General features: G+C 36.3%; 10 protein-coding genes and 2 pseudogenes. 7 read left to right on the top strand and 5 right to left on the bottom strand.

The window, feature by feature from the left end; translation table 11 throughout:
• Positions 1–250 precede the first annotated feature (250 nt).
• From ribBA to VKJ25_RS11655, 5 genes and pseudogenes are all read left to right on the top strand, one after another.
• A complete protein-coding gene (ribBA, locus tag VKJ25_RS11680; RefSeq protein ID WP_324236806.1) occupies positions 251–1987 on the top strand; it encodes a bifunctional 3,4-dihydroxy-2-butanone-4-phosphate synthase/GTP cyclohydrolase II in 1737 nt (578 codons plus the stop codon).
• Positions 1988–2291: 304 nt separating this feature from the next.
• A pseudogene (locus VKJ25_RS11675) lies at positions 2292–3095 on the top strand (PhoX family protein).
• Positions 3064–3978, top strand: coding sequence for a PhoX family protein (locus VKJ25_RS11665; RefSeq protein WP_324236803.1), 915 nt, complete (start codon positions 3064–3066; stop codon positions 3976–3978). Before VKJ25_RS11675 ends, VKJ25_RS11665 begins: the two are co-directional and overlap by 32 nt.
• A gap of 1283 nt (positions 3979–5261) precedes the next feature.
• On the top strand, positions 5262–6824 hold the full coding sequence (locus VKJ25_RS11660; RefSeq protein WP_324236802.1) for an iron uptake porin: 1563 nt from the start codon (positions 5262–5264) through the stop codon (positions 6822–6824).
• A 557-nt stretch (positions 6825–7381) separates the two neighbouring features.
• Positions 7382–8387, top strand: a pseudogene (locus VKJ25_RS11655) (IS701 family transposase).
• Positions 8388–8831: 444 nt separating this feature from the next.
• Here VKJ25_RS11655 and VKJ25_RS11650 read toward each other — a convergent pair.
• From VKJ25_RS11650 to VKJ25_RS11630, 5 genes are all read right to left on the bottom strand, one after another.
• A complete protein-coding gene (locus tag VKJ25_RS11650; RefSeq protein ID WP_483143743.1) occupies positions 8832–10907 on the bottom strand; it encodes a protein kinase domain-containing protein in 2076 nt (691 codons plus the stop codon).
• A 296-nt stretch (positions 10908–11203) separates the two neighbouring features.
• Positions 11204–11584, bottom strand: coding sequence for a DUF423 domain-containing protein (locus tag VKJ25_RS11645; RefSeq protein WP_324236800.1), 381 nt, complete (start codon positions 11582–11584; stop codon positions 11204–11206).
• 428 nt (positions 11585–12012) lie between these two features.
• Positions 12013–12699 carry a magnesium protoporphyrin IX methyltransferase gene (gene bchM, locus VKJ25_RS11640; protein ID WP_324236799.1) on the bottom strand — a complete coding sequence of 229 codons (687 nt, stop codon included), beginning with the start codon at positions 12697–12699 and terminating at the stop codon, positions 12013–12015.
• 626 nt (positions 12700–13325) lie between these two features.
• Positions 13326–14234, bottom strand: coding sequence for a calcium-binding protein (locus VKJ25_RS11635; protein WP_324236798.1), 909 nt, complete (start codon positions 14232–14234; stop codon positions 13326–13328).
• 492 nt (positions 14235–14726) lie between these two features.
• On the bottom strand, positions 14727–16424 hold the full coding sequence (locus VKJ25_RS11630; protein WP_324236797.1) for a methyltransferase domain-containing protein: 1698 nt from the start codon (positions 16422–16424) through the stop codon (positions 14727–14729).
• A 1267-nt stretch (positions 16425–17691) separates the two neighbouring features.
• On the opposite strand from VKJ25_RS11630, the gene VKJ25_RS11625 reads away from it, so the two are divergent.
• Positions 17692–18456 (top strand): peptidylprolyl isomerase, encoded by a 765-nt coding sequence (locus VKJ25_RS11625; RefSeq protein ID WP_324236796.1) that lies wholly within the window; start codon positions 17692–17694, stop codon positions 18454–18456.
• Positions 18457–18604: 148 nt separating this feature from the next.
• Positions 18605–21604, top strand: coding sequence for a peptidase domain-containing ABC transporter (locus VKJ25_RS11620; protein WP_324236795.1), 3000 nt, complete (start codon positions 18605–18607; stop codon positions 21602–21604).
• The last annotated feature ends 382 nt before the right edge of the window (positions 21605–21986 follow it).

The following is a 21986-nucleotide window of genomic DNA, read 5'->3' as shown; positions in this document are numbered from 1 at the left end:
ATGTATAGATTCAAAAAACTATTGTACAAGAGTTTTAACAACTATATTTATGGTTTCTCCCTAAGTACGGAATCACTAATTCTGGTAATGGAACTCCCAAAATTACTACTTGTTTGAGAGCATCAGAACTTACGGCAAAATACTATATATAGATTCAAAAAACTATTGTACAATAGTTACAACCACTATATATATGGCTTATGCGTAAGTCCTGACTACAAAAAAAATACAAGACCAGGAAAATATACTTGTGAATAAACAACAAAACCAAGAATTTCAATTTGACTCCATTGATGCTGCCCTAGCAGACATTAAAGCAGGTAAATCTATAGTCGTAGTCGATGACGAACATCGAGAAAACGAAGGAGATGTCATTTGCGCCGCTCAATTTGCCACTCCAGACATGATTAACTTTATGGCAGTAGAAGCTAGAGGTCTAATTTGTCTCTCATTAACAGGCGATCGCCTCGACGAATTAGATATTCCATTGATGGTGACTAAAAACACTGACAGTAACCAAACTGCTTTCACTGTCAGTATTGATGCTTCTCCAGAATTAGGAGTTTCCACAGGTATTTCCGCAGAAGACCGAGCGCGTACCATCCAAGCAGTTATTAACCCTACCACTAAACCGGAAGATTTACGTCGCCCTGGTCATGTATTCCCCATTCGCGCTAGAGAAGGAGGAGTATTGAAACGAGCTGGTCATACAGAAGCTGCCGTTGACTTAGCCAGGTTAGCAGGTTTATATCCAGCGGGGGTTATTTGTGAAATTCAAAACCCAGATGGTTCGATGGCAAGATTACCAGAATTAGTGGAATACGCCAGAAACTATAACCTGAAATTGATCAGTATTGCCGACATTATCAGTTATCGCCTCAAACATGATCGCTTTGTGTACCGGGAAGCTGTCGCCAAGTTACCTTCCCAATTTGGTGATTTCCAAATTTATGCCTACCGCAATAATCAAAATAATTCTGAACATATAGCTATTGTTAAAGGCAACCCAGAAGATTTTCCCGAAAAAGATGTAATGGTGCGGGTACACTCTGAATGTTTGACTGGAGATGCTTTTGGTTCCCTTCGTTGTGACTGTCGAATGCAACTGCAAGCAGCCATGAAAATGATAGAATATGCAAGTGCGGGAGTGGTTGTCTATTTGCGACAGGAGGGTAGAGGAATAGGTCTGATTAATAAACTGAAAGCTTATTCGTTACAGGATATGGGATTAGATACTGTGGAAGCAAATGAAAGATTAGGGTTTCCAGCAGATTTACGCAACTATGGTGTGGGAGCGCAAATATTACATGATTTGGGTGTGAAAAAAATTCGTTTAATTACTAATAATCCCCGGAAAATAGCGGGTTTAAATGGTTATGGCATTGAGGTAATAGATCGGGTTCCTTTGTTAATTGAAACCACAGATTATAATTCTGCTTATTTGGCAACTAAAGCTCAAAAATTAGGTCATATTTTATTACGCAGTTATTTAGTAACAATTGCTATTAATTGGGATCAAACTCAAACAGCAGCAAAATTGGCAGATAATTCTAAGGTTCCCGATGAATTGGTGAAAACTTGGAAATCTCCAGTTCAACAGCGTTATGAATATTTGGAAAAATTGCGCAGTTTAATCAAAATCAAAGGCTCTGATTTTCTGTTGCAGGAAGAAACTAGACCAGTAGCAACAGCAGTTTTTGCTCAAGCACCTTTAATTGTTAATTTTGGTTTAGAACAAGCAACATTAACTACATCTGAATGGTACAAGGAATCACATCATCCTTATTTGCAGGCGATCGCTAAAGTATTAACACAGATAGCTCAATGGGAAGGTTTATTCAAATTAGAATTTCTCATTGCTTCTGGTTCCGATCCCATGACTACCTTACAGGTAAAACTAGAACGTCAGAGTTTGGAAATAACCGAATTATCGACAGTGATGCAAAACCTAGAATCACAAAAAATTTATAGTTTAAAAGTTGTTTAGAGAATGTCATTGCGAGTGGGGTGGGAAACAGCCTAAAGTCTGAGCTTAGTCATTTTTACCCCCCGAAGCAATCTCTGACCCTCCATTGGCAATGACGAGATGAAAAAGATTGCTTCATTACGCTAATGCTCGATTCACAATGACTTTTGGGAAAATGTCATTGCGAGGGGGGTGGGAAACAGCCTAAAGTCTGAGCTTAGTCATTTTTACCCCCCGAAGCAATCTCTGACGCTCCATTGGCAATGACGAGATGAAAAAAATTGCTTCATTACGCTAATGCTCGATTCACAATGACAAGGTGGAAATGAACTGGATTAATTGGTACTCTAGCATAATAATTATATTTCCAACTATTTCTAGGTACAAATCTTTCCACTCCAAATTCATGCTACTAATTAAATTAATTTTTTTCTGTCGAGAACCAGCTTTAATCTGTTTTTCACCTCCCAAAGAAGCAATGAGCGATATGGGAATAGGTGTGATTTCCATTCGTCGCGAACCTGATGGCAAATGGATAAGAACAAACTCAAAATTTGACCGCCGTATCACTGGTATTTCTGGATTAGAAGATGAACGTTATTTAAAATCAACAAGACCAGCAGTCCCAGTATTCCAGAAAACAGGTCAAGGTTATAATGATCAACTAGGCGATCGCATTATTGGTAGTTTTTCTAACTGCGCAGGTGGTACTACACCTTGGGGAACAGTCTTGAGCGCGTCAGAAAATTTTCAAGCTTATGTAATAGAAGCAGTTTATGCTGATGGTACTTCTTTTGATCCTGCCCAAGATAAGTCTTCTATCGAAAAAGTAGCTGGTTTAGGAAGTACCCTTGGTTTAGCTGGTAATAAATATGGTTGGATAGTAGAAGTAGAGCCAGCTAATCCTGATGACTATGGTAGTAAACATACTTAGTTGGGTCGTTATCGTCACGAAGCAGTCGGCATCAGAGCAGAAGCTAACCAACCTCTAGCTTTTTATTCTGGATGCGATCGCCACAGTGGTCATGTCTACAAATTTGTTAGTCGAGATATTATCAAAGACCCTACAGACAAATCTAATTCCCAACTCTTGACAAATGGAATACTATATGTATGGTGCAAAATTTAATCCTGATGGTACGGGTAGTTGGATTCCTTTAAAAGAGGACACCCCTGTTAATCCAGGTTTACCAAGTGCCCATGTTAACGGTATGGTCAATTTGCCCCAAAGACCTGATGGTGGTAGTTTCCCAGCTACAAAAGATGAAGAAATAGAAGCTTTTAAGCAGAAATATAAAACTTTGGGGGATTTATACACAGGAAATCCCGAAGAAAAGCAAGGGGCTATTTTAATAGATGCCCATTTAGCTGGTAATGCTGCTGGTGTTACTTGTACTGCCCGTCCCGAAGATACTCAGGTGGCTCAAGATGGTAGTCTATTTATTGCTTTTACTTCTGGGTATCCCGGTAAGTCTGATGGTAGTCCAGACAAACACATATTTAAGGGTTCAGATGGTGAAGCTTATGAATATGGCTGGATTATGCGTTTGGTTGAGGATGGCGATCGCCCAGATGCTATGACATTTACCTGGAAGATGTTTGCCACAGGAGGAGAACCAGCAAATGGTGGTCTCGGATTTTCTAATCCTGACAACCTGGAGTTTGATGACAAGGGCAATCTTTGGATGGTGACGGATATTAGTACCAGCAAACACAATAAAACAGTTCCTGAAAATCGAATGGGTAAGGATAAGAAACCAATGAACCAGAAAGAACTTTGTCGTTTATTTGGCCATAATTCCATCTGGTACATTCCTACTTATGGTCCTAATGCTGGTCAAGCATATTTATTTGGTATTGGACCAGCCGAAACCGAAACTTGTGGGCCGTTTTTTACTAAAGATCAGAAAACTTTATTTGTGGCTATTCAACTTCCAGGAGAGAGTAATGGTATCCGCCGGGATATGGCCTCAGAAACCCGTGGCTTGGCCATGAAAACCATACATACATAGATGGTCAAGATTTTATGCAAAATCGGACAGTCCCTATGGGTTCTAACTGGCCAACTAAAAAAGTTAATGCTCCTCCGAAACCTTCTCTCGTATCTATTCGTCGCTTAGATTCGACACCGATTACTTAAGAAAAATAAAAAAACTGATAAATGATAAGAGGGGAGAATCTGGTGGTTAGAAATATATACGGGACTTAGGCAAAGCAACCAAGAAACCGGGTTTATTGTCGCGATCTTGTCGATCAAATCACGAAATTTTCTTCATAAACCCGGTTTCTGCGTAAGTCCTAAATATAGTTATTTTGTAGTTTAATTACCAGTTTTTTCTCATATCTTTTTCTATATTCATTCCTTATTTGGCTAGTTTGGTATAGCAGAAGAAAGAAGGAAGAAGAAAGAAGGAAGAATCTGGCGTTGTCTGAGTTTTCAGCTTTTGAACTGTCCGCGCCCTTTGCTTCGACTGCTATATAAGCATTTCCTGGGTCATGCTGCGCCAAGAGCAGTCAGCTAGCCTCCTGGGTCGGAACTCAGTTAACATTTATTAGCTTTGAGACCCAATCTATAGTTTTCGGCCATAATATCTATTATGTGGTTTGATAACTCAGATATATTATTGAAAAGTAAAAGTTAAAATAGCACTTGGTTACTTAATTTATTAAAAGTTGCTGACTCCTGAGGTGCTAATAGCTGAATGCTTACAGTTTGGTGAAAAAATAGTCTGAAAATAATTAGGTTGCAAATTTTTAAATTAGGTGTAAAATTTGCCTCAAGGATATAGCTCTAACTTAATCAACTAAAATCTAAATTATAAGGTGAGCTGGTAAACTCATCATCAAAAAATACAACAAATGGTGTCTAGACAAATTAACTAAACTGTGATAAACAAGGGTTGAGGAAAAATGACTGAGTTGTTGGTAATTTATTTTCATGTCTTCCTTATGGACAGGAAAATAAATTACAGCAATGCTCCCTCGTTAAGCCATTATCTAAATCTGTCGATTTGTCAAACTACTTTTGGCAATAAGCCAGTTGCCAAGTTAGAAGCTAAAATAGACACTTAAGACTAAAATTTGTCTTCTTTTGTAAAGTAAAGAAATCAAATGTAGTCTAAAATTATTCCTCAAAAACAGATTGTAGTCTGATGGCATACCAGAACTATAAAGTAAAAAGCCAAAGCTGATTTGGCAGTATGGCGTAAAAGTATGTCGGTAAAGGTTATACTAACCAAAATAAAGTTAAGTAACTCTTAGCTAATTAAAAATAGGTGTGAGGATTAGTAAAAATATGACAAAACTTATCTGGAACGCTCTCAAGCACACTCCTAGTGTTTTTACAGCAGCAGCGTTATTAATGGCAGGCTCCGCGATCGCTCAAGAAGTTCGTCCCATGCCATTGGGAGACGCAGATTCCCTAGACCAAGTAACATCAGTAAATCAGTTATCTGATGTACAACCTACAGACTGGGCTTTCCAAGCTCTACAATCCCTAGTAGAAAGATATGGTTGTATTGCTGGTTATCCAGACGGTACTTACAAGGGTAATCGGGCAATGACTCGTTACGAATTTGCTGCAGGTATGAATGCTTGTTTAGACAGAATCACAGAAATTATCGCTGGAACTGGAGAGCTAGTAACTAAAGAAGATTTAGAAGTTCTACAAAGACTACAAGAAGAGTTCGCTGCAGAATTAGCTGCTTTACGCGGACGTGTTGATGGTCTAGAAGCAAGAACAGCAGAATTAGAAGCTAATCAGTTCTCTACTACCACCAAACTCCAAGGTGAGACATTGTTGATGGTGAGCGATACCTTTGGAGACGGAGTTGTAGATGATGATGATACTCAGACTACTTTGGCTTCTAGGGTTCGTTTAGACTTCCTGACTAGCTTCTATGGAAAAGACCGTTTAAGAGCTCGTTTAGACTTTAATAACATTCCTAACTATAGCGATAGCGACTTGACTAACACATTAATGAGCCGTCTGGGTTCAGATGGCGACACAGGTGGTAATGTTGTTCTTGGTAAGTTAGCCTATCGTTTCCCCGTAGGAAGTAAAGGTGAAGTAGAGTTAGGAGCTACAGGTTATGGTCTAGACGACTTCACAGATCCTATCTCACCTTTCTCTAGCAGTGGTGGTGGCGCTCTGTCAAGGTTTGGACGATTCAACCCTACTTTCTTCCGCGCTCCTTCTAATGCTGGTGCTAACTTCCGTTACGCATTCAGTGACGCATTTACTTTAGCACTTGGTTATGCAGCAGGAGATGCAGCTAACCCTAACGATAATGCAGGTCTTTTCAATGGTAGTTATAGTGCATTTGGTCAGTTTCAGTTTGACTTTAATCGGTTAGCTGTTAACATAGGTTATGCTCGTAGCTATCATCCGAATGGAGATTTAAACTTAACTGGAAGTACCGGTAGTAAAAATGCTAGAAGACCTTTTAACGGTGGAGATCAAGTTGCAACAAATGCAGATAACCTCAACTTTGAAGTCCAATTAAAGATTGCTGATGGCTTTCAAATCGGTGGTTGGTATGGTATTTCTTTTGCTAAGGAAGCTAAAGGCAGTGACGATGCTACTATTATTAATGGTGCTATCACTCTAGCTTTCCCAGATCTATTCAAAGAAGGTAGCTTAGGTGGTATTGTTGTTGGTGTACCACCACTTGTTACCAGTGGTGATGGTGTTAATGATGATGATGATACTTCTCTTCACATCGAAGCATTTTATCGTTTCCAAATGAACGACAACATTGCTATTACTCCTGGTTTATTTGTGATTACTAATGCCGATCACAATGATAATAATGATACTATCTGGGTTGGTGCTTTGAGAACTCAGTTCAGATTCTAGAACTTTCCTTTTCCTAGAAAATTAAGTTCTAAGATTTAATGTAAAAGTTAGGGCAAGAAGATAGTTTCTTTTTTCCCTAATTTTTTTTATATTCATTACCCAAGTCCGCAGGGACTGAAACGGAGTGAAAGGAAGCAATCTCAGGGGTTTTTGAGATTGCTTCCTTTAGTCGATAGGGACGTTAAATCCGCTTGCTTTGGAGAATAAGGTTCTACCATCGGTATTGGCAAAAAGTCCTAGCTGTTATATAGAATCCGGTTACAAGTGTATATGTTCATAATTTTATCTACACTTCAATCTCCCCATCTCCCACAACTATATAAGGAGTATTCAACCGGATTTGATCAGGACTTACGCAAAGACACTATATATAGCTTATGACAAATAGAGCGATCGCCTGAGCAACAAAATGATAAAAACTAATACAAATATATGGTAATATAATTAATTTTAGCTATATAAGCTAATTGTCAATAAATTTTGCCAAAATACTCGCCCTTATTATAGAATAATATTATTGTTGATTTGAGCTAACAATATGAATTTTAACTATATTGATGCCATACCAATATTTACTTAATTCTTATACAAATTATACTATTACAAACGAGCGCAAATCACCTAGAAAATATTAGCCATGATACGATAAATCGTTATTTGAGAATCGAAAACTTTGATTCTCAAAATTTATGGAGAAATGTTCAAAAAGAAATTGTGCCTAATACAGAAGACGATTTAATATTTGATGATACAGTTATCAACAAGGAATATGGTAATAAAATTCAGTTAGTCCGGGGATAGTATAGTGGAAATGAGCATAAAGTAATTCGTGGTATAGGCATAGTAAATTGTATATATTTACATCCAAAAATTGAACAGTTTTGGCTTATTGATTATCGCGCTTTATGACCCAGATACTGATAACAAAACTAAAATAGATCATGTTGAAGAAATGATATTAAATGTGGTAAATAAGAAAAAATTACCATTGAAGACTGTGTTAATGGATAGTTGGTATGCAGCACAAAGGTTAATGGAGTGAATAGATAACTTAGGAAAAATTTATTACTGTCCTTTAAAAATAAATCGTTTAGTAGATGATACTGGTCGCGAGTGAAAAATACAAAAACATAGGAGAATTAAGTTGGAATGAGTCAGAAAAAATATCAGGTAAAATAATTAAAATTAAAGGTTTTCCGAGAGATAAAAAAGTTAAGCTATTCTGGGCAACTATTTCTACCAACAGAACAGAATATATTGTCACTAATGACTTAGGTCAATCTTCAGTAGATGCTGTAGAATTTGAATCTCAAACTGTGAAGTGAAAATAGAAGAATTTCACAGAGAAATTAAGCAATTAACACGCAAGCGAATTTTGGATAGGGTCGTCTCAGGGACATTAAAAAAAATCACATAGCCTGTGCTATGTTAGTCTGGAATTTCTTAAAAAGATTGGCAGTGAAAATAGGAAAAACTATTTACCAAGTTAAGCATGAATTACTCTCAGATTATCTGATCGAAGAGCTAAAGAATCCCACCATAAGATTCAGGGTGATTGGCTAAGAAGCCAAGCAGTGTTTTTGGCCATTTTTTTAATGGTAATTGTCTTGAGGCGATCGCTCTCTATTAATAGAGTGATCGTTCTATTTGTCATACGCTATATATAGTGTATTTGCGTAAGTCCTATTGAGATTAGAGGGTTTGGAGACCAAACCCCTACAGCCTTTAATTATACCGATGCTACCGGATTTGATATGATAGTAAATTAAGAGGATTTAGTATACAGGAGTAGGGGCGAATACCATTCACCCTTGTAGGGACGTTGCATAACAAAAATGCGTTTTCCGTTCCGGAATGCTCCGCTTTCCATGTCGCGCAGCGAAACGTCCCTACAAGGTTTTGATTATGGCAATGCAGTTCATCAAGAGTGAAAAGCGCTATAACTAATAACTGATTTTTCGAGAACCGTAAAAGCTGATAACGGATAACGGATAACTGATAACTATATTAAGGTATTCGCCAAACTTTAATAGTTCTATCTAGACTACCACTAACTAAAGTTTTGCCATCAGGAGTAATCGCAAGAGAAGTTACTTGTGCTGAATGACCAAAAAATGTTTGTAATTTTTGTTCGGTGATTGAATCCCAAAAAGCAATTTGTTCGCCACCACTAACTATTGTTCGACTATCAGCACTGAAAACCAGAGATTTTATTGGACTTGTATCTGCTACAATTTCACCATCTCTTGTATTTAAGTCCAATATTTTAATAGTTCCATCTTCACTACCACTAACTAAAGTCTTATTATCTGGACTAATAGTGATCGCATTAACTGCCTGATTATGTCCTTTTAAAGTTAGTATGGGAGCCAGGGTACTTGTCCACAATCTAATTGTACCGTTATTAGCACCAGTAGCTAAAGTTTGCCCATCTTGGCTAAAAGCTAAAGCATTTACTTCATGCTTCTGATCTGGTCTAGTTTTATCTATTTGACTACCTGTTTCGATGTTCCACAACTTCATTAATTTATCGCTACCCACACTTGCTATTGTCTGGCCATCAGGACTAATAGTGATCGCCTTAACTTGACTGGTATCATCTTTAATATCTTTTAAGAGTTTACCATTTGTCAAATTCCAGATTTTGATTGTTTTGTCTGCACTACCACTTACCAATTTTTGACCATTAGGACTTATACTCAGAGCAGTTATTTTATCTTGATGAGCATTTTGAATATTTCTTTCTAGTTCCCCTGTCTGGAGGTTCCAAATTTTAATAGTGTTGAAACTACCACCGGCTAAAGTTTGACCATCTCGTGTGAGAGCGATCGCATTGACCTCTTGGAAATAACCACTTAAAGTTTTTTCTAAAAATAGACTACTCTTCAAACCTTGCAATAAAAAAATCGGATTAGTAGGGAAAAGTCCGTAGCGCCAAAAGCCATAAAACTGAGAAGTTGCCCCTGCCAATAATAACATTGTCAGACCTACTATTAAGTTATTTATCAACTTAATTCTGAACTTCCTATTAGGTATTCTGGTAATGCTTTTGGTTTTTACTGTGGTTTTAACTTTATGCCTACTTTGATTTTTTGCTGTTGATCCTTTTGTATTTTCTCTCTTTAAACGCTGTTGTTGAAGAGTAGGAGAAGTTTGACCATCTGTTCCTGAACTACTATCTTCTTTTTCTTCTATTTCTATCAGACACTGCAAAATCATTGTGGGATTTTGAGGTCTATTACCAGGAAAAGGTGCCATTAAATAATCTATGACATCTTTAAATTCTGTTGATATGTGGGGAGCATTTTTCTGCCATTGTAATTTTCCAGAACGAGGATTTTCTGGAAAACCTGTTGGGGGTTTACCTGTTAATAAATAGACAAAAGTACGTCCTAAAGCAAAAAAATCTGATTGAGGTACAGCCTTACCATTAGTTTGTTCTGGAGCAGTGTATCCTGGTGAAACAATACCTGTGATATTTTGGCCTTGAGCTGCTTTTACCAAGTAGGTATTAGATACTTCTCTGACAGTACCAAAATCTATCAACACCAATTGACCATTTGGCCTGCGCATGATGTTGTGAGGCTTAATATCTCTATGGAAATAATTTTGTGCATGAACTTTGTCCAATATTTCCGATAATTGTACCAGCCAATCTACTGCTTGAGTTTGAGTTATTGGCCGATGACGACGACTCTTCATCCATTCCATCAAATTTAAGCCATCAATAAACTCCATAACCAGGCAGTGTAGAGGTTCGTCACTATCTGCTGCGGTATATATGAAGTAACCATCATCTTCTACTTTGGGAATACCAGGATTTCGTAAATTAATAAGTACCTGTGCTTCCTGTTTAAACAGAGAGATAGCTTTCGGATGATTTTTTAGTAATACTTTAAGAACTTTTTGTATCCCTTGATCTTCTACCAGATAAGTTTGACCAAAACCTCCTCCCCCAAGAGGTCGGATAATACGATACCGATTTTGTAGTAACAATTGAGAACTACATTGGCAACAGGTGCCTCTACCAGCATTTAATGGGTCAGAGGGGTTGGGGCAATTGGGATTAAGGCAGTAACTCACAGAAGCCAGATACCCTGATTTGTACAGCTTTGGTTTGTCAAATTATAGCTTGAAATGGTTTAATTTTCCATTGTTAACTAAAAGATTACTGAAAGAGATAAGGGGGAACAAGGAAAAGAAGGGAGTAATTGATGATTTATAGATAATAATTGATTATCTGTTTTTTTCTTTTTGGAGATATTGATATCTATAAAAGACGGAATGGGGGGCAGGGAAGAGATCAAAAAATGGTAATTATATCTCATTTTTATGAGAAATGCTATATTTTGATAGAAATAGTTAAAAGTATCAGTTTTTTATAATTTTAATTTCCAACCAGCGATCGCCAGACAACTCCATCCGATAATAAATGCTACTCCACCTATGGGGGTAATGGCTCCTAACCATTTTATTCCGGTTAAACTTAGGGCATATAAACTACCAGAAAAAATTGCTATTCCGGCAATAAAGGCATATCCAGAAATTACCATTAAAGATTGGGGTAATTCTTCTATTGTTAATAACAAAGCTATCATTAATAATGCTAAAGCATGATACATTTGTAGACGAGCGCCTGTCTGAAAAATATCCAAGGAATATTCAGTTAGTTTTTCTTTTAAAGCATGAGCTGCAAAAGAACTTGCTACTACAGATAAACCGCCGAGCATAGATGCTATTATTATAAAAATTTTAGTCATTAATTTTGTACTCCTTAGTTCAGAATAGAAAATTAGACATCTCCAAAAAAGATGAAAAAAGAGGGAAGTAATTGATTATTTATAGATAATAATTGATTATATTTTTAATTTCTAATATATGTCTAATCTAGAATTGAATAGTATACTGAAAGCATTATTAGGAAAGGCTTACCGCACTGTAAATTTCCGAATATTTCTCACCTTTAGATAGCTAAAAAACTTAGCTATTAATAATTATTCCTATAACTTTGTGTTGTATAGTTATTAATTATTATAGCTGATTTATAAAGTAAATATTAAAGCCATGAATTACTTCCTATACTTAGCTTTTAGGAGTTTTGTCTAGTAAACTTAATAATTACTAAAAGCGATATTATATAAGACTTTTGGCAAAGTTTACAAATCAGCTATTAATTATTAATTATTAATTATTTACGGACTGCTTCTAATAAACGAGAATAATAAAAACTGGTGCTAGTCATTGCTTCTCTTTGGATACAAAAACCATTACTTTCAATAATTTTGATAATATCCGCTTCCCGATGTTGATAAGCACGAGTAGTTTTGCTAGGACCAGGAAATAATTCTCCTATTTTTTTCAATATACTTAAAGCCAAAGTTTTTGGTGCAAAACTAATAATTAATCTTGACTCTGCTAAAGATATTAAATGATTAATCATCGCTCCAACTTGGTCTTGAGGATAATGAATTAAAACATCTAAACAAATAACTGTATGATATTTACCGCTTAAACTTTCTAAATCTTGAGCCACAAAATTAATATTATTCGTATTAATTAAACTAGATTTAGCACGTTGATATGCCTCAGATACCATTTTTTCTGAAATATCACTACCATAGATTACGGCTCCAGCTTGAGCTAGGGGAATACTCAAACTACCAACTCCACAACCAGCATCACATATTGATAGTCCTCTTAAATTATCATCTGCTTTTAGCCAACTGAGAACAGTCTCAACAGTTTGCTGATGTCCTTTTCTAATATCTAATTGGACTTTATTTACTTGGCCATCTCCATAAATTCTGCGCCATCTATCAAAACCAGTGGAGTTAAAATAATCTTTGACAATTGTTTTGTCGTCTGTTTTGGTCATTTATCTGTTATAATATAAGCTTTTTTTTACTTGAGCCTTAATATAGTAAATTTCTAATAAGGGTTTAGGCATTATCCCTGACTTTAGTGGAATAGTCAAGTTCTAAGGGAATAGTCATTTCAGTTATTAGTTATCAGGAAAAAATGTAGGTTGGGTTGAGGTACGAAACCCAACATTTATAATTTGCCTGTCATATCTATAATATTATTTCGGCAAAATAGAAGTTGGTTGGAGAAAGGAAAACTCCACATTTACCTATTTAGCAAACTGGAAAATTTAGCAGATACATATATATAGATGTCGGTAAAGTTTAGGTTGGTTGGAGAAAGGAAAATTTCTCTATTTACCTATTTAGCAAACTGGAAAATTTAACAGATACATATATATAGATGTCGCCAAAGTTTAGGTTGGTTGGAGAAAGGAAAAGTTCTCTATTTACCTATTTAGCAAAACTGGAAAATTTAGCAGATACATATATATAGATGTCGCCAAAGTTTAGGTTGTTTGGAGAAAGGAAAATTTCTCTATTTACCTATTTAGCAAAACTGGAAAATTTAGCAGATACATATATATAATTGATAACTGAAATTACCATAGTTAGCTTCTGTTTTTACTTTTTCTTTAACCTAAATTTTAGCTTGAGTCTGAGTTTTTTCTTGACCCTGAACTTGTCTTTCTAATACTGATATTTGATTACCAATTAAACTCAAAAAAGTAGTACCAAAATGTTGAATTTCCAAGAAACTAGCATCATCAATAGCAGGTTTATAAATTTTAAAAGTTTTCATAACTCCCAAAGTTGCAGCACTTTCTAAAGGACCAATAAAACTTGTATCTCTATCCAAAAAATAAGGTTTACTAGCCCATTCTGTCATCTGTTCAGCATTCAAAAAATAACAACCAGAATGAGGATTAAGGGTTCTATGAAAGGCAATAACTTTCTCCATAACTTTCCCTTTTAGCTGAAATTTTTCTCGAATGTTTTGAAATTTAGCTGTTATTTCTGGTTTTAAGTTTCCATCTATATAAGCTTTTGGTACGGTTCCTAAGGGTGAAAGTTCATAACGATTAGGTTGTAGCAAATTATCATTTCCTGTATGATGATTAAACCATTGTAATTTTGTAAAAAACCAAGGGTCATGGAGTATTAAGTCGTCTTCTAAATAACAATAATAATCATATTTTCCTAGACAAGATTTTAGTACGGCTTGACATTCAAATCCTAATAACATGGGTTCGACTTTGGTGTTGTGGTGCATTAAAAAGTCTGATGTTAATGGAATCTGAGGTAATAGGTGAAAACTTTGAGTTGTACAAACAATAATATCGACATCGTTTCCATGGTTTTGATTGGCAGGAATGGCTTGGAGATTGTTAATATTAATGATGTATTGAGATTTACTGTATAAGGCTTTTAATGCGGTTAAAGAGGTAGTAAGAGATATTCTGCGTGTTTGTGGGTCTTTTCGTAAGGAACCATGTTGTCCGCTACCTTCAGGATTAAAAAAATGAGGAATTGTAAATAATATTCGCATTGGATAATTAATAATTAATAATGGATAGATTTGCTTCTACTATTATTTGTTTTAGTATACTATAGCAGTTTCCGAAGTTATGAGGTACATAATATTTATGGTTTTAAGAGGTAGGTAATAGACAAAAAATATCTATTCTTTCATTATTTTTATTCTTTAAAAAGTATAAAGGGTTTGGTGTATTTTGTAATAACGGGTATGTAATTCACGAGTCGGGTGTTAGGAGGGAATAAATTTTATTTAGTAAGGATTTGCGTTATGGCTGAAAATAATATGATATCGGCTAGTGTTTTTTGTGTAATTTTAAGGGTTAAATGGTGGTGCAAAGTTATGGTTATTTTAAATAATAATGAAACTTTTTTTTGCTAGAAACTTTTGTCTCTGTCTAGTCGGAAATGACTATAGTTTCTTCTTGGAAATAAGGAGGAGGGAGTAGGCTATGTCTATAATTTTTTTAAGTCTTTTTTTTCTTTTTTCATTTTTGTTTCTTTTTTAATAAAACAGTTCTGGAACACGATTTTTTAATTCTTGATTTAAACGTGGTAATTCATCTATCATTTGTAGGTACCAATCTCGACGTTGACGATAATGTTGAGAAAGTAAACGATTGTTTTTTACCCAATTATAGGCGTTGGTTGCTATTTTTTCTCTAAGGTTTTTATTGATTATAAGTTGTCTAATTTTTCTGCGAAAGTCTAATAAAGAATAATAGATTAATCCTGTTTCACCGTCAATGATTGATTTTTGATAAACTGTGGGACTGGCAAGTACTGCTACTCCATGTCCGGCACATTCCAGAAATTTTAAGTCTGATTTCATTTGATTAGTTTGATTGTCGTTTAAGGGTAATAAACTGATGTGGCAACTACTAAGAATTTCTAGATATTGCTGATAGTTACAATATGGATAATATTCTTTGTTGGGTGTGTTTAAGGTTTCAAAGAATAGTTTATCATGGATTACTTTGATTCTAATTTTATCTTGATATTCTAATAAGGTTTGATTAATTATTGGCATTATTTCTTGCCAGTCTGCTTCTCTATTGACGGCTCCAAAAAATATACTAAGATAATTATTATTATGGGAAAATATGCTTTCAGATAGGGTTGGTATTTTGGTTAGTTGATTCTGAAAAACTACAACGTTAGGGTTATATTGCTGTAAAAGTTTGGCTAGAGATTCTGTGGAGGTTTGAATACAGTGACAGCCACGATAACTAAGATAATTATTCTGAGCATATTCAGGACGACGTAAGGGGTTATCGTCAATTTCGGCTACTATCAAATAGTTTTTTTTCAGTAAAGACTTAAGTTGATATAAGTCGGAGGGATATTTTAAGATTGTACGTTGCCAAATAAATACTTTTTCTTCTTGAGGTAAACTTACGTTCAAATCGGCGGTTTTAATTGTGGAAATGGTTCTGACTCCTGGTATGGTGGCGCTAAGTTTATCGGGTTCCCAAACTCTGATGGTACCACAAACTTTTGGGTCCATAATTATTGTTTGAATTAATAATCTCCGGGGTGGAATGAGTGTGTTGGTAGCGCGGATAATAAAGTATTCGGCTCTTGTCTGTGTGGCAAACTTTTTTCTGTCTAATCCTAAACTGTTAATTAAGGGTTTGGTAATTTGAAGAAATTTTTCAAATTCTTCTCCTTTTTCTCCACGAGTTTGGATTTCATATATTTGTAAGTTTGCTTGGGCAAAACATGATTTAATATTTTCTAATGTAAACGAATGTCGAATTATTTCTGAGTTTTCCCAGTCACTTTTTAGGAGGTTGATAATTCTGCGCCAATGCTGTACGTTTGCTATTATTGCTAATACTTGAGCGTCTTTTTTTAACCAAGTTTGAGTGTGTTTTAAGGTTTCAATGGGGTTGGCGATCGCTGTTAATTTTAAGTTATAAATCAGACAATCTACGGTTTTTGGAGAAATATTAAAGGTGGAAATATTTTCTGCAATATTTCCTACTAATATTTTATCTACTTTTCCAAGGGAACTTTTGGCAATTTCTGGATTGGATTCAATGCCAATGTAATAACAATGAGGGTTAATTTTTTTGTATTCAGATGCTATTTTACTTTGACTACTGCCTAGTTCTAAAACTACTTTGGCGTCGGCGGGAATAAGTCTTAGTAGTTCTTGATGAATAGATGTTTCTGAAGGGTCAGTTTTTGTTAGGGTCATTTCAGTTGTCGGTCAATACAGTTTAGTTAATAATTTTTTCGAGGGAGTAGGGAATGGTTAAGGGTCAAGAGCAAGTGTTAGAATGGTTGTAGAGGGGGTGGTTGTTCATAATAGTATGTTGATTTTTATGCCTAATTATTGACTAAAATGCTAACTTTTGAGTCTGAGATAAGTTTTTATAAGGTTTACGTTTTTTCAATGCCTAAAAGGTCTATTTTTTTTATTGGTCAATGTTTTTGTATTTAATCAGCTAGCCCTAATTATTTGAGGTAAGTTTAATCTTACTATAAGGGTATATTTTCAAGGCTATTTTAATTTAAAATAATTCCTGAAGTTTTGGATATTGTTGCTGAATGGGAGGGCATTCGGCAGGAAATACTGACAATTTTTTTAAGGAAATAATGAATTATTTAGTGTTATATAAGGAGTCAATACTCAGGAAACATTATTAAGAATTTGGGAGTTTACTTAATTATTTTTAATTCAAGGATTACATTAGGGTAGAGATGAAGGGCAAAGCCAAAAAATAATTATTTAAGGTGGTAAAACTATAGATTAAGTGCATACTTTTAGCTATATCAAAAATGTTACTATTTTAGGGTTGGTTCATAACTATAATGGGAACAAATAAAAACAATAATGCGTCTTCTTATTTTGATGGTAAATTGTTGGTCTTAATGGCTAGATAGAAGCAATTCGACAAGTTTTAAGTCCTGGTGACACAAACGACAGGGTTGAATATTTTAACTATCATGTTTATCATGGAGTAACAATCAATCTATATTGTTTGACTCAGAATAACAGATTTAGAAGGTTGTCTAGCCAAAACTTGAGAACTTCATAAGATTTATGTAGGCTATCCAAAAAAAATGTACAATTTATATATTTATTCTCTGAAGCAGTTTTAATTTTGCTAAGGGGACAACCTACAGATAGATGGCGAGATAATGTGTATGGAAATATTCTTCTATCTGTTTCTTCTATTTCCAATGTCTACAGATAACTTTCTCTGTGAGTCAAACATTTGATTGCTGATAACTAGGTTCTTTTGACTATTTAATAAATGCTTAATAAATATCAACTGAATAATATAAATATATACTGAATAAAAATAATAACTTTTTTAAAGTAGGTAGTCCTGAAAATTCATGGCTTACCTAAATTATTGAGGTGTTCAAATAAAAATAATTACTAAATTATTTGCGGCTACCTTTAACAAAAGACTAAATTAAAAAAAGATAGTGCAAGTCAGTTGGAGAGAGACAAAATGACAGGATTATTCCAAATCGGTGATAAATTATTGCAAGCCCAAGATATCCCATCGTTATTACAACGTTATCAATTAATGCCTCATTTTTTGCGAGGAGTAATAATCGACCAAGCGATCGCTAACTTAACTTGCACAACAGAAGAAGCAACTGCGGCCTTAGAAAGACTAGAACAACAATACCAACTCAATAACCCGGAAACCAAGGAAGCATGGCTCAAGAGCCAAAACATGACTCAAAAAGATTTAGAAGAAATAGCAACTAGGCCAATATTACTAGAAAAATTTAAACAAAAAACTTGGAGCAATCAAGTGGAAAGATATTTTCTCACCCGTAAAAGTAGTTTAGACCAGGTAGTATATTCTCTAATTCGGACTAAAAACCCTAGTCTAGCTCACGAACTATACTTTCGGATAGTGGAGGGAGAACAAACTTTTGCAGAAGTTGCTCGTCAATATTCAGAGGGTCCAGAAGGACGAACTGGAGGATTGTTAGGCCCGGTTCCCCTAAGTCAACCACATCCTTCTATCAGTAAAATTTTATCAGTAAGTCAACCTGGTCAAATCTGGACGCCACGTCCATTAACGGAATGGACGGTAATTATTAAATTAGAAAAGTTTATGCCAGCACAGCTTGATGAGTCAATGCGGCGACATCTAATAGATGAATTATTTGAAACTTGGGTACGAGAACAAATTGGAAAAAATGGACCTCTTAAACCATTGCGTTCAGATGTAAAAGAGGGAGTAGGTAATAGGCAATAAAAACATAATCGGTTACAATAGCATAAGTAACTGTGAATGTCAAGCCTTTGGCAATGGCAATGGTGCGAACATCCAGTTTGCTTCTAATAGCTGATAACTGTTCCCTATTCCCTGTTCCCTGTTCCCTGTTCCTTAAAAAAACGAAAAGATGGCTACTTCTTCAACAATATCAAGAGCGCAAGTACAAGAATTTCTGACAGACCAACCACCATTTAACAAACTTTCAGAAAATGCTCTGAAGGCGAAGTTGGTGGGAAAGTGTCAACTTCTAGGCTACCGAACAGGCCAACCACTATTTGAAAAAGACAAAATGCCAGTCCAGGTAGTAATAATCTATCAAGGCCAGGCGCGAGTCTTGGGTTATGACCAGCGATCGCAACGTCATATTAGCTTACAACTAGCCAAACCGGGAGAAGTTCTCGGTTGGGCTGGGTTGCTACGAGGGATTCCTTGTGAAACGGCGATCGCTTCTACAGACTTAATAGCCATTACTTTACCAGCAGCGGACTTCTTGGCAATAGTGGCAGCAGAACGGGAGTTTGGAAAAGTATTTCTGGAACGTCCGGCAATAACTGAGGTATTTGACCTGCTTAGTCAAGAATTTGCCAGAAGGGCTGAAGTCAAAGGTAATCTGAAAGAATTGACAAAAAGCGTACTAGAGAATGCTGTAATAGTCAATCTACCCAAAGGAGAAAAAAGAACCAAGGAACTGGCATCCATACTTGAGGGAGAAAAAACTTGGCTAGTTAGTAGTGGAATAGTAGGAGACTTTGCTCCTGGTAGTCAGGTAGTTTTGGATAAGGCAAACAAATCTATAAAAATAGAGGGGGAAAACGGTGTAAGACTCCTGGGGTTCCCTGAACCAGAAATCGAGGAAGAGGTAGTTGAAACAGAGGCAAATGAGCCAGAAAAGAGTCAACTAGCACCTCTGGATATTTCTATAGTACCTCAAGCACCACCACGTCCACCAGAGACTACTGTTCTTCAAGATACTTCTTCAAAAAAATATCCTATCTTCCGTGCCAAAGGAGAAGTGGCGATTCCTTTGGCTTGCTTTCAAATGCTGGCTAAACATTTTGGTCTCAGATTTCGCCGGGATGTAATTCGTCGAGTCCTGGATAATCAAATGCGGACGGCCGGTAGAATATCATTACAAGCTTGTGGAGCGATCGCTCAAATGATGGGTTTGACAGGTCAACTAGCACAGGTTCCAGCAGCAGCAGTACCCAGACTGAAAGCACCTATTTTAGTTCAATGGCAAGAGAGTTTTGCGATACTTTACAGCATTACAGAAAAGGAAATCGTGGTTGGTAGTCCTGAGTTTGGATTGACTCGTCTGAAACCAGGACAGTTCCAGGAAGTTTGGGGGGAGTCTGGACAAGTTCTGTTGCTCCAAGCTCCAAAAAGTGAGCAGAAGGAACAGTTTAGTTTTTGGTGGTTTGTTCCTTCCTTGATGGAACATCGCACCGTGTTTATTGAGGTATTGATATCGTCATTTTTCGTACAGATATTTGGTTTGGTGAACCCCCTGATGACGATGATTGTTATCGACAAGGTTATGGGGCAGCGTAATATTGACGCGATGGATGTTCTGGGTGCATTGATGTTGTTGGCAGCCTTGTTTGAAGCTTTGTTGAGTGGTCTGAGAACTTTCTTATTTGTGGATACTACTAATCGCATTGATGTGAAACTGAGTTCTGAGGTGATTGACCATTTACTCCGTTTGCCTCTTAATTATTTTGATAATCGCCGGGTGGGGGATTTGACAGGTAGGATTGGGGAGTTGGCTAATATTAGAAATTTTCTCACGGGTACCGCTCTAACGGTGGTTTTGGATGCGGTTTTCTCCGTGATTTATATTGCTGTGATGTTGACTCTGAATCCATTAATGACTGCGGTCGCTTTGGGTGGCGTTCCTTTTTTTGCTGGGATTATTTTGGTTAATTCTCCCATTGTGAGGAGGTTATTAAGGAAAAAGGCAGAGCGTTATGCCGATTCTCAGTCCTATTTGGTCGAGGTTTTGAATGGTGTGCAAACTGTTAAAGCACAAAATTTAGAACTAAAGTCTCGTTGGGAATGGTCTGCTCGTTATGCGAGATTTATGACGGCTAGTTTTAATACTGTTCTCACTCAAACTGTTTCTAGTTCTATTAGTTCATTTTTAAATAAAATTTCAGGATTAGCTCTTTTATGGGTTGGTGCTTATTTGGCAATCAATGGTGACTTATCGGTAGGGGGATTAATTGCTTTCCGAATTATTGCCGGTAATGTAACCGGTTCGTTGCTCCGGTTTGTTAGTGTTTGGCAAAGTTTCCAAGAAGTGGGAATGTCTATTGAACGTTTAAGAGATGTTTTGGATACTGATGCAGAAGTAGATGAGGATGACCGGAATAATATTGATATGCCACCTATTACTGGGGGTGTCAAGTTTGAGGAACTTTGTTTCCGGTTTACTCAAAGCGGACCTCTACAATTAACTAATGTAAACTTGGATTTTCCGGCTGGTTATTTTGTGGGAATAGTGGGTTTGAGTGGTTCCGGAAAAAGTACATTAATGAAATTATTGCAACGTTTATATCCACCACTTTCCGGTCGAATTTTTGTTGATGGATATGATATACAGAAAGTAGAGCTATATTCTTTGCGTCGGCAAATTGGGGTCGTTTTGCAGGATACTCTCCTGTTTAACGGAACTGTTCAAGAAAATATTGCTTTAACAAATCCAGATGCAACTACTGATGAAATTATCCGAGCTGCTAAGGTGGCTGTTGCCCATGAGTTTATTATGAACTTGCCTAATGGTTACAATACTATGGTCGGTGAGAGGGGGGCTTCCTTATCTGGGGGACAAAGGCAAAGAATTGCGATCGCTCGGACGGTTTTACAAAATCCCAAATTGTTGATTCTAGATGAGGCAACTAGCGCTTTAGATTATAGTTCAGAGCGTCAAGTTTGTGAGAATTTGGCAGAGGCTTTCCAAGGTGAAACCGTGTTTTTTATTACTCACCGTTTAACTACAGTGAAGAATGCTAATACTATCATTATGATGGATAAGGGTTCTGTGGTGGAGCAAGGAACTCATGATGAATTAATGGCGGTTAAGGGACGTTATTTCTGTCTGTATCAACAACAGGAAGCTCAACAGTAATGGATAATTCCTAATTATGTAGGGGCCGGTTTGAGCAGAAATTTCTCTGTTTAATCTCAGATTTATCTAAATCCGCCCTCTTGTCTAAAATATCAAAATATGGTAGGGGTTTGAGCAGAAATTTCTCTGTTTAATCTCAGATTTATCTAAACCCGCCCTCTTGTCTAAAATATCAAAACATGGTAGGGGCGGGTAAATGTGGGGGCGGGCTTGGCTGACCCAACGTTAAGGGGGCAGGTTTGGGTAGCTCACTGTCTGTGAAAACCGTTAGCGGTATTGTGAAACCCGCCCCTACTGTTTCAATGGATAATTAATAATTATGTAGGGGCGGGTTTGAGCAGAAATTTCTCTGTTTAATCTCAGATTTATCTAAACCCGCCCT

This window comes from Okeania sp. (genome assembly GCF_035285525.1).
Taxonomy (GTDB): Bacteria; Cyanobacteriota; Cyanobacteriia; order Cyanobacteriales; family Microcoleaceae; genus Trichodesmium.
The sequence above is the reverse complement of the archived record's forward strand: the minus strand, read 5'-3'. Positions and strand labels throughout refer to the sequence as shown.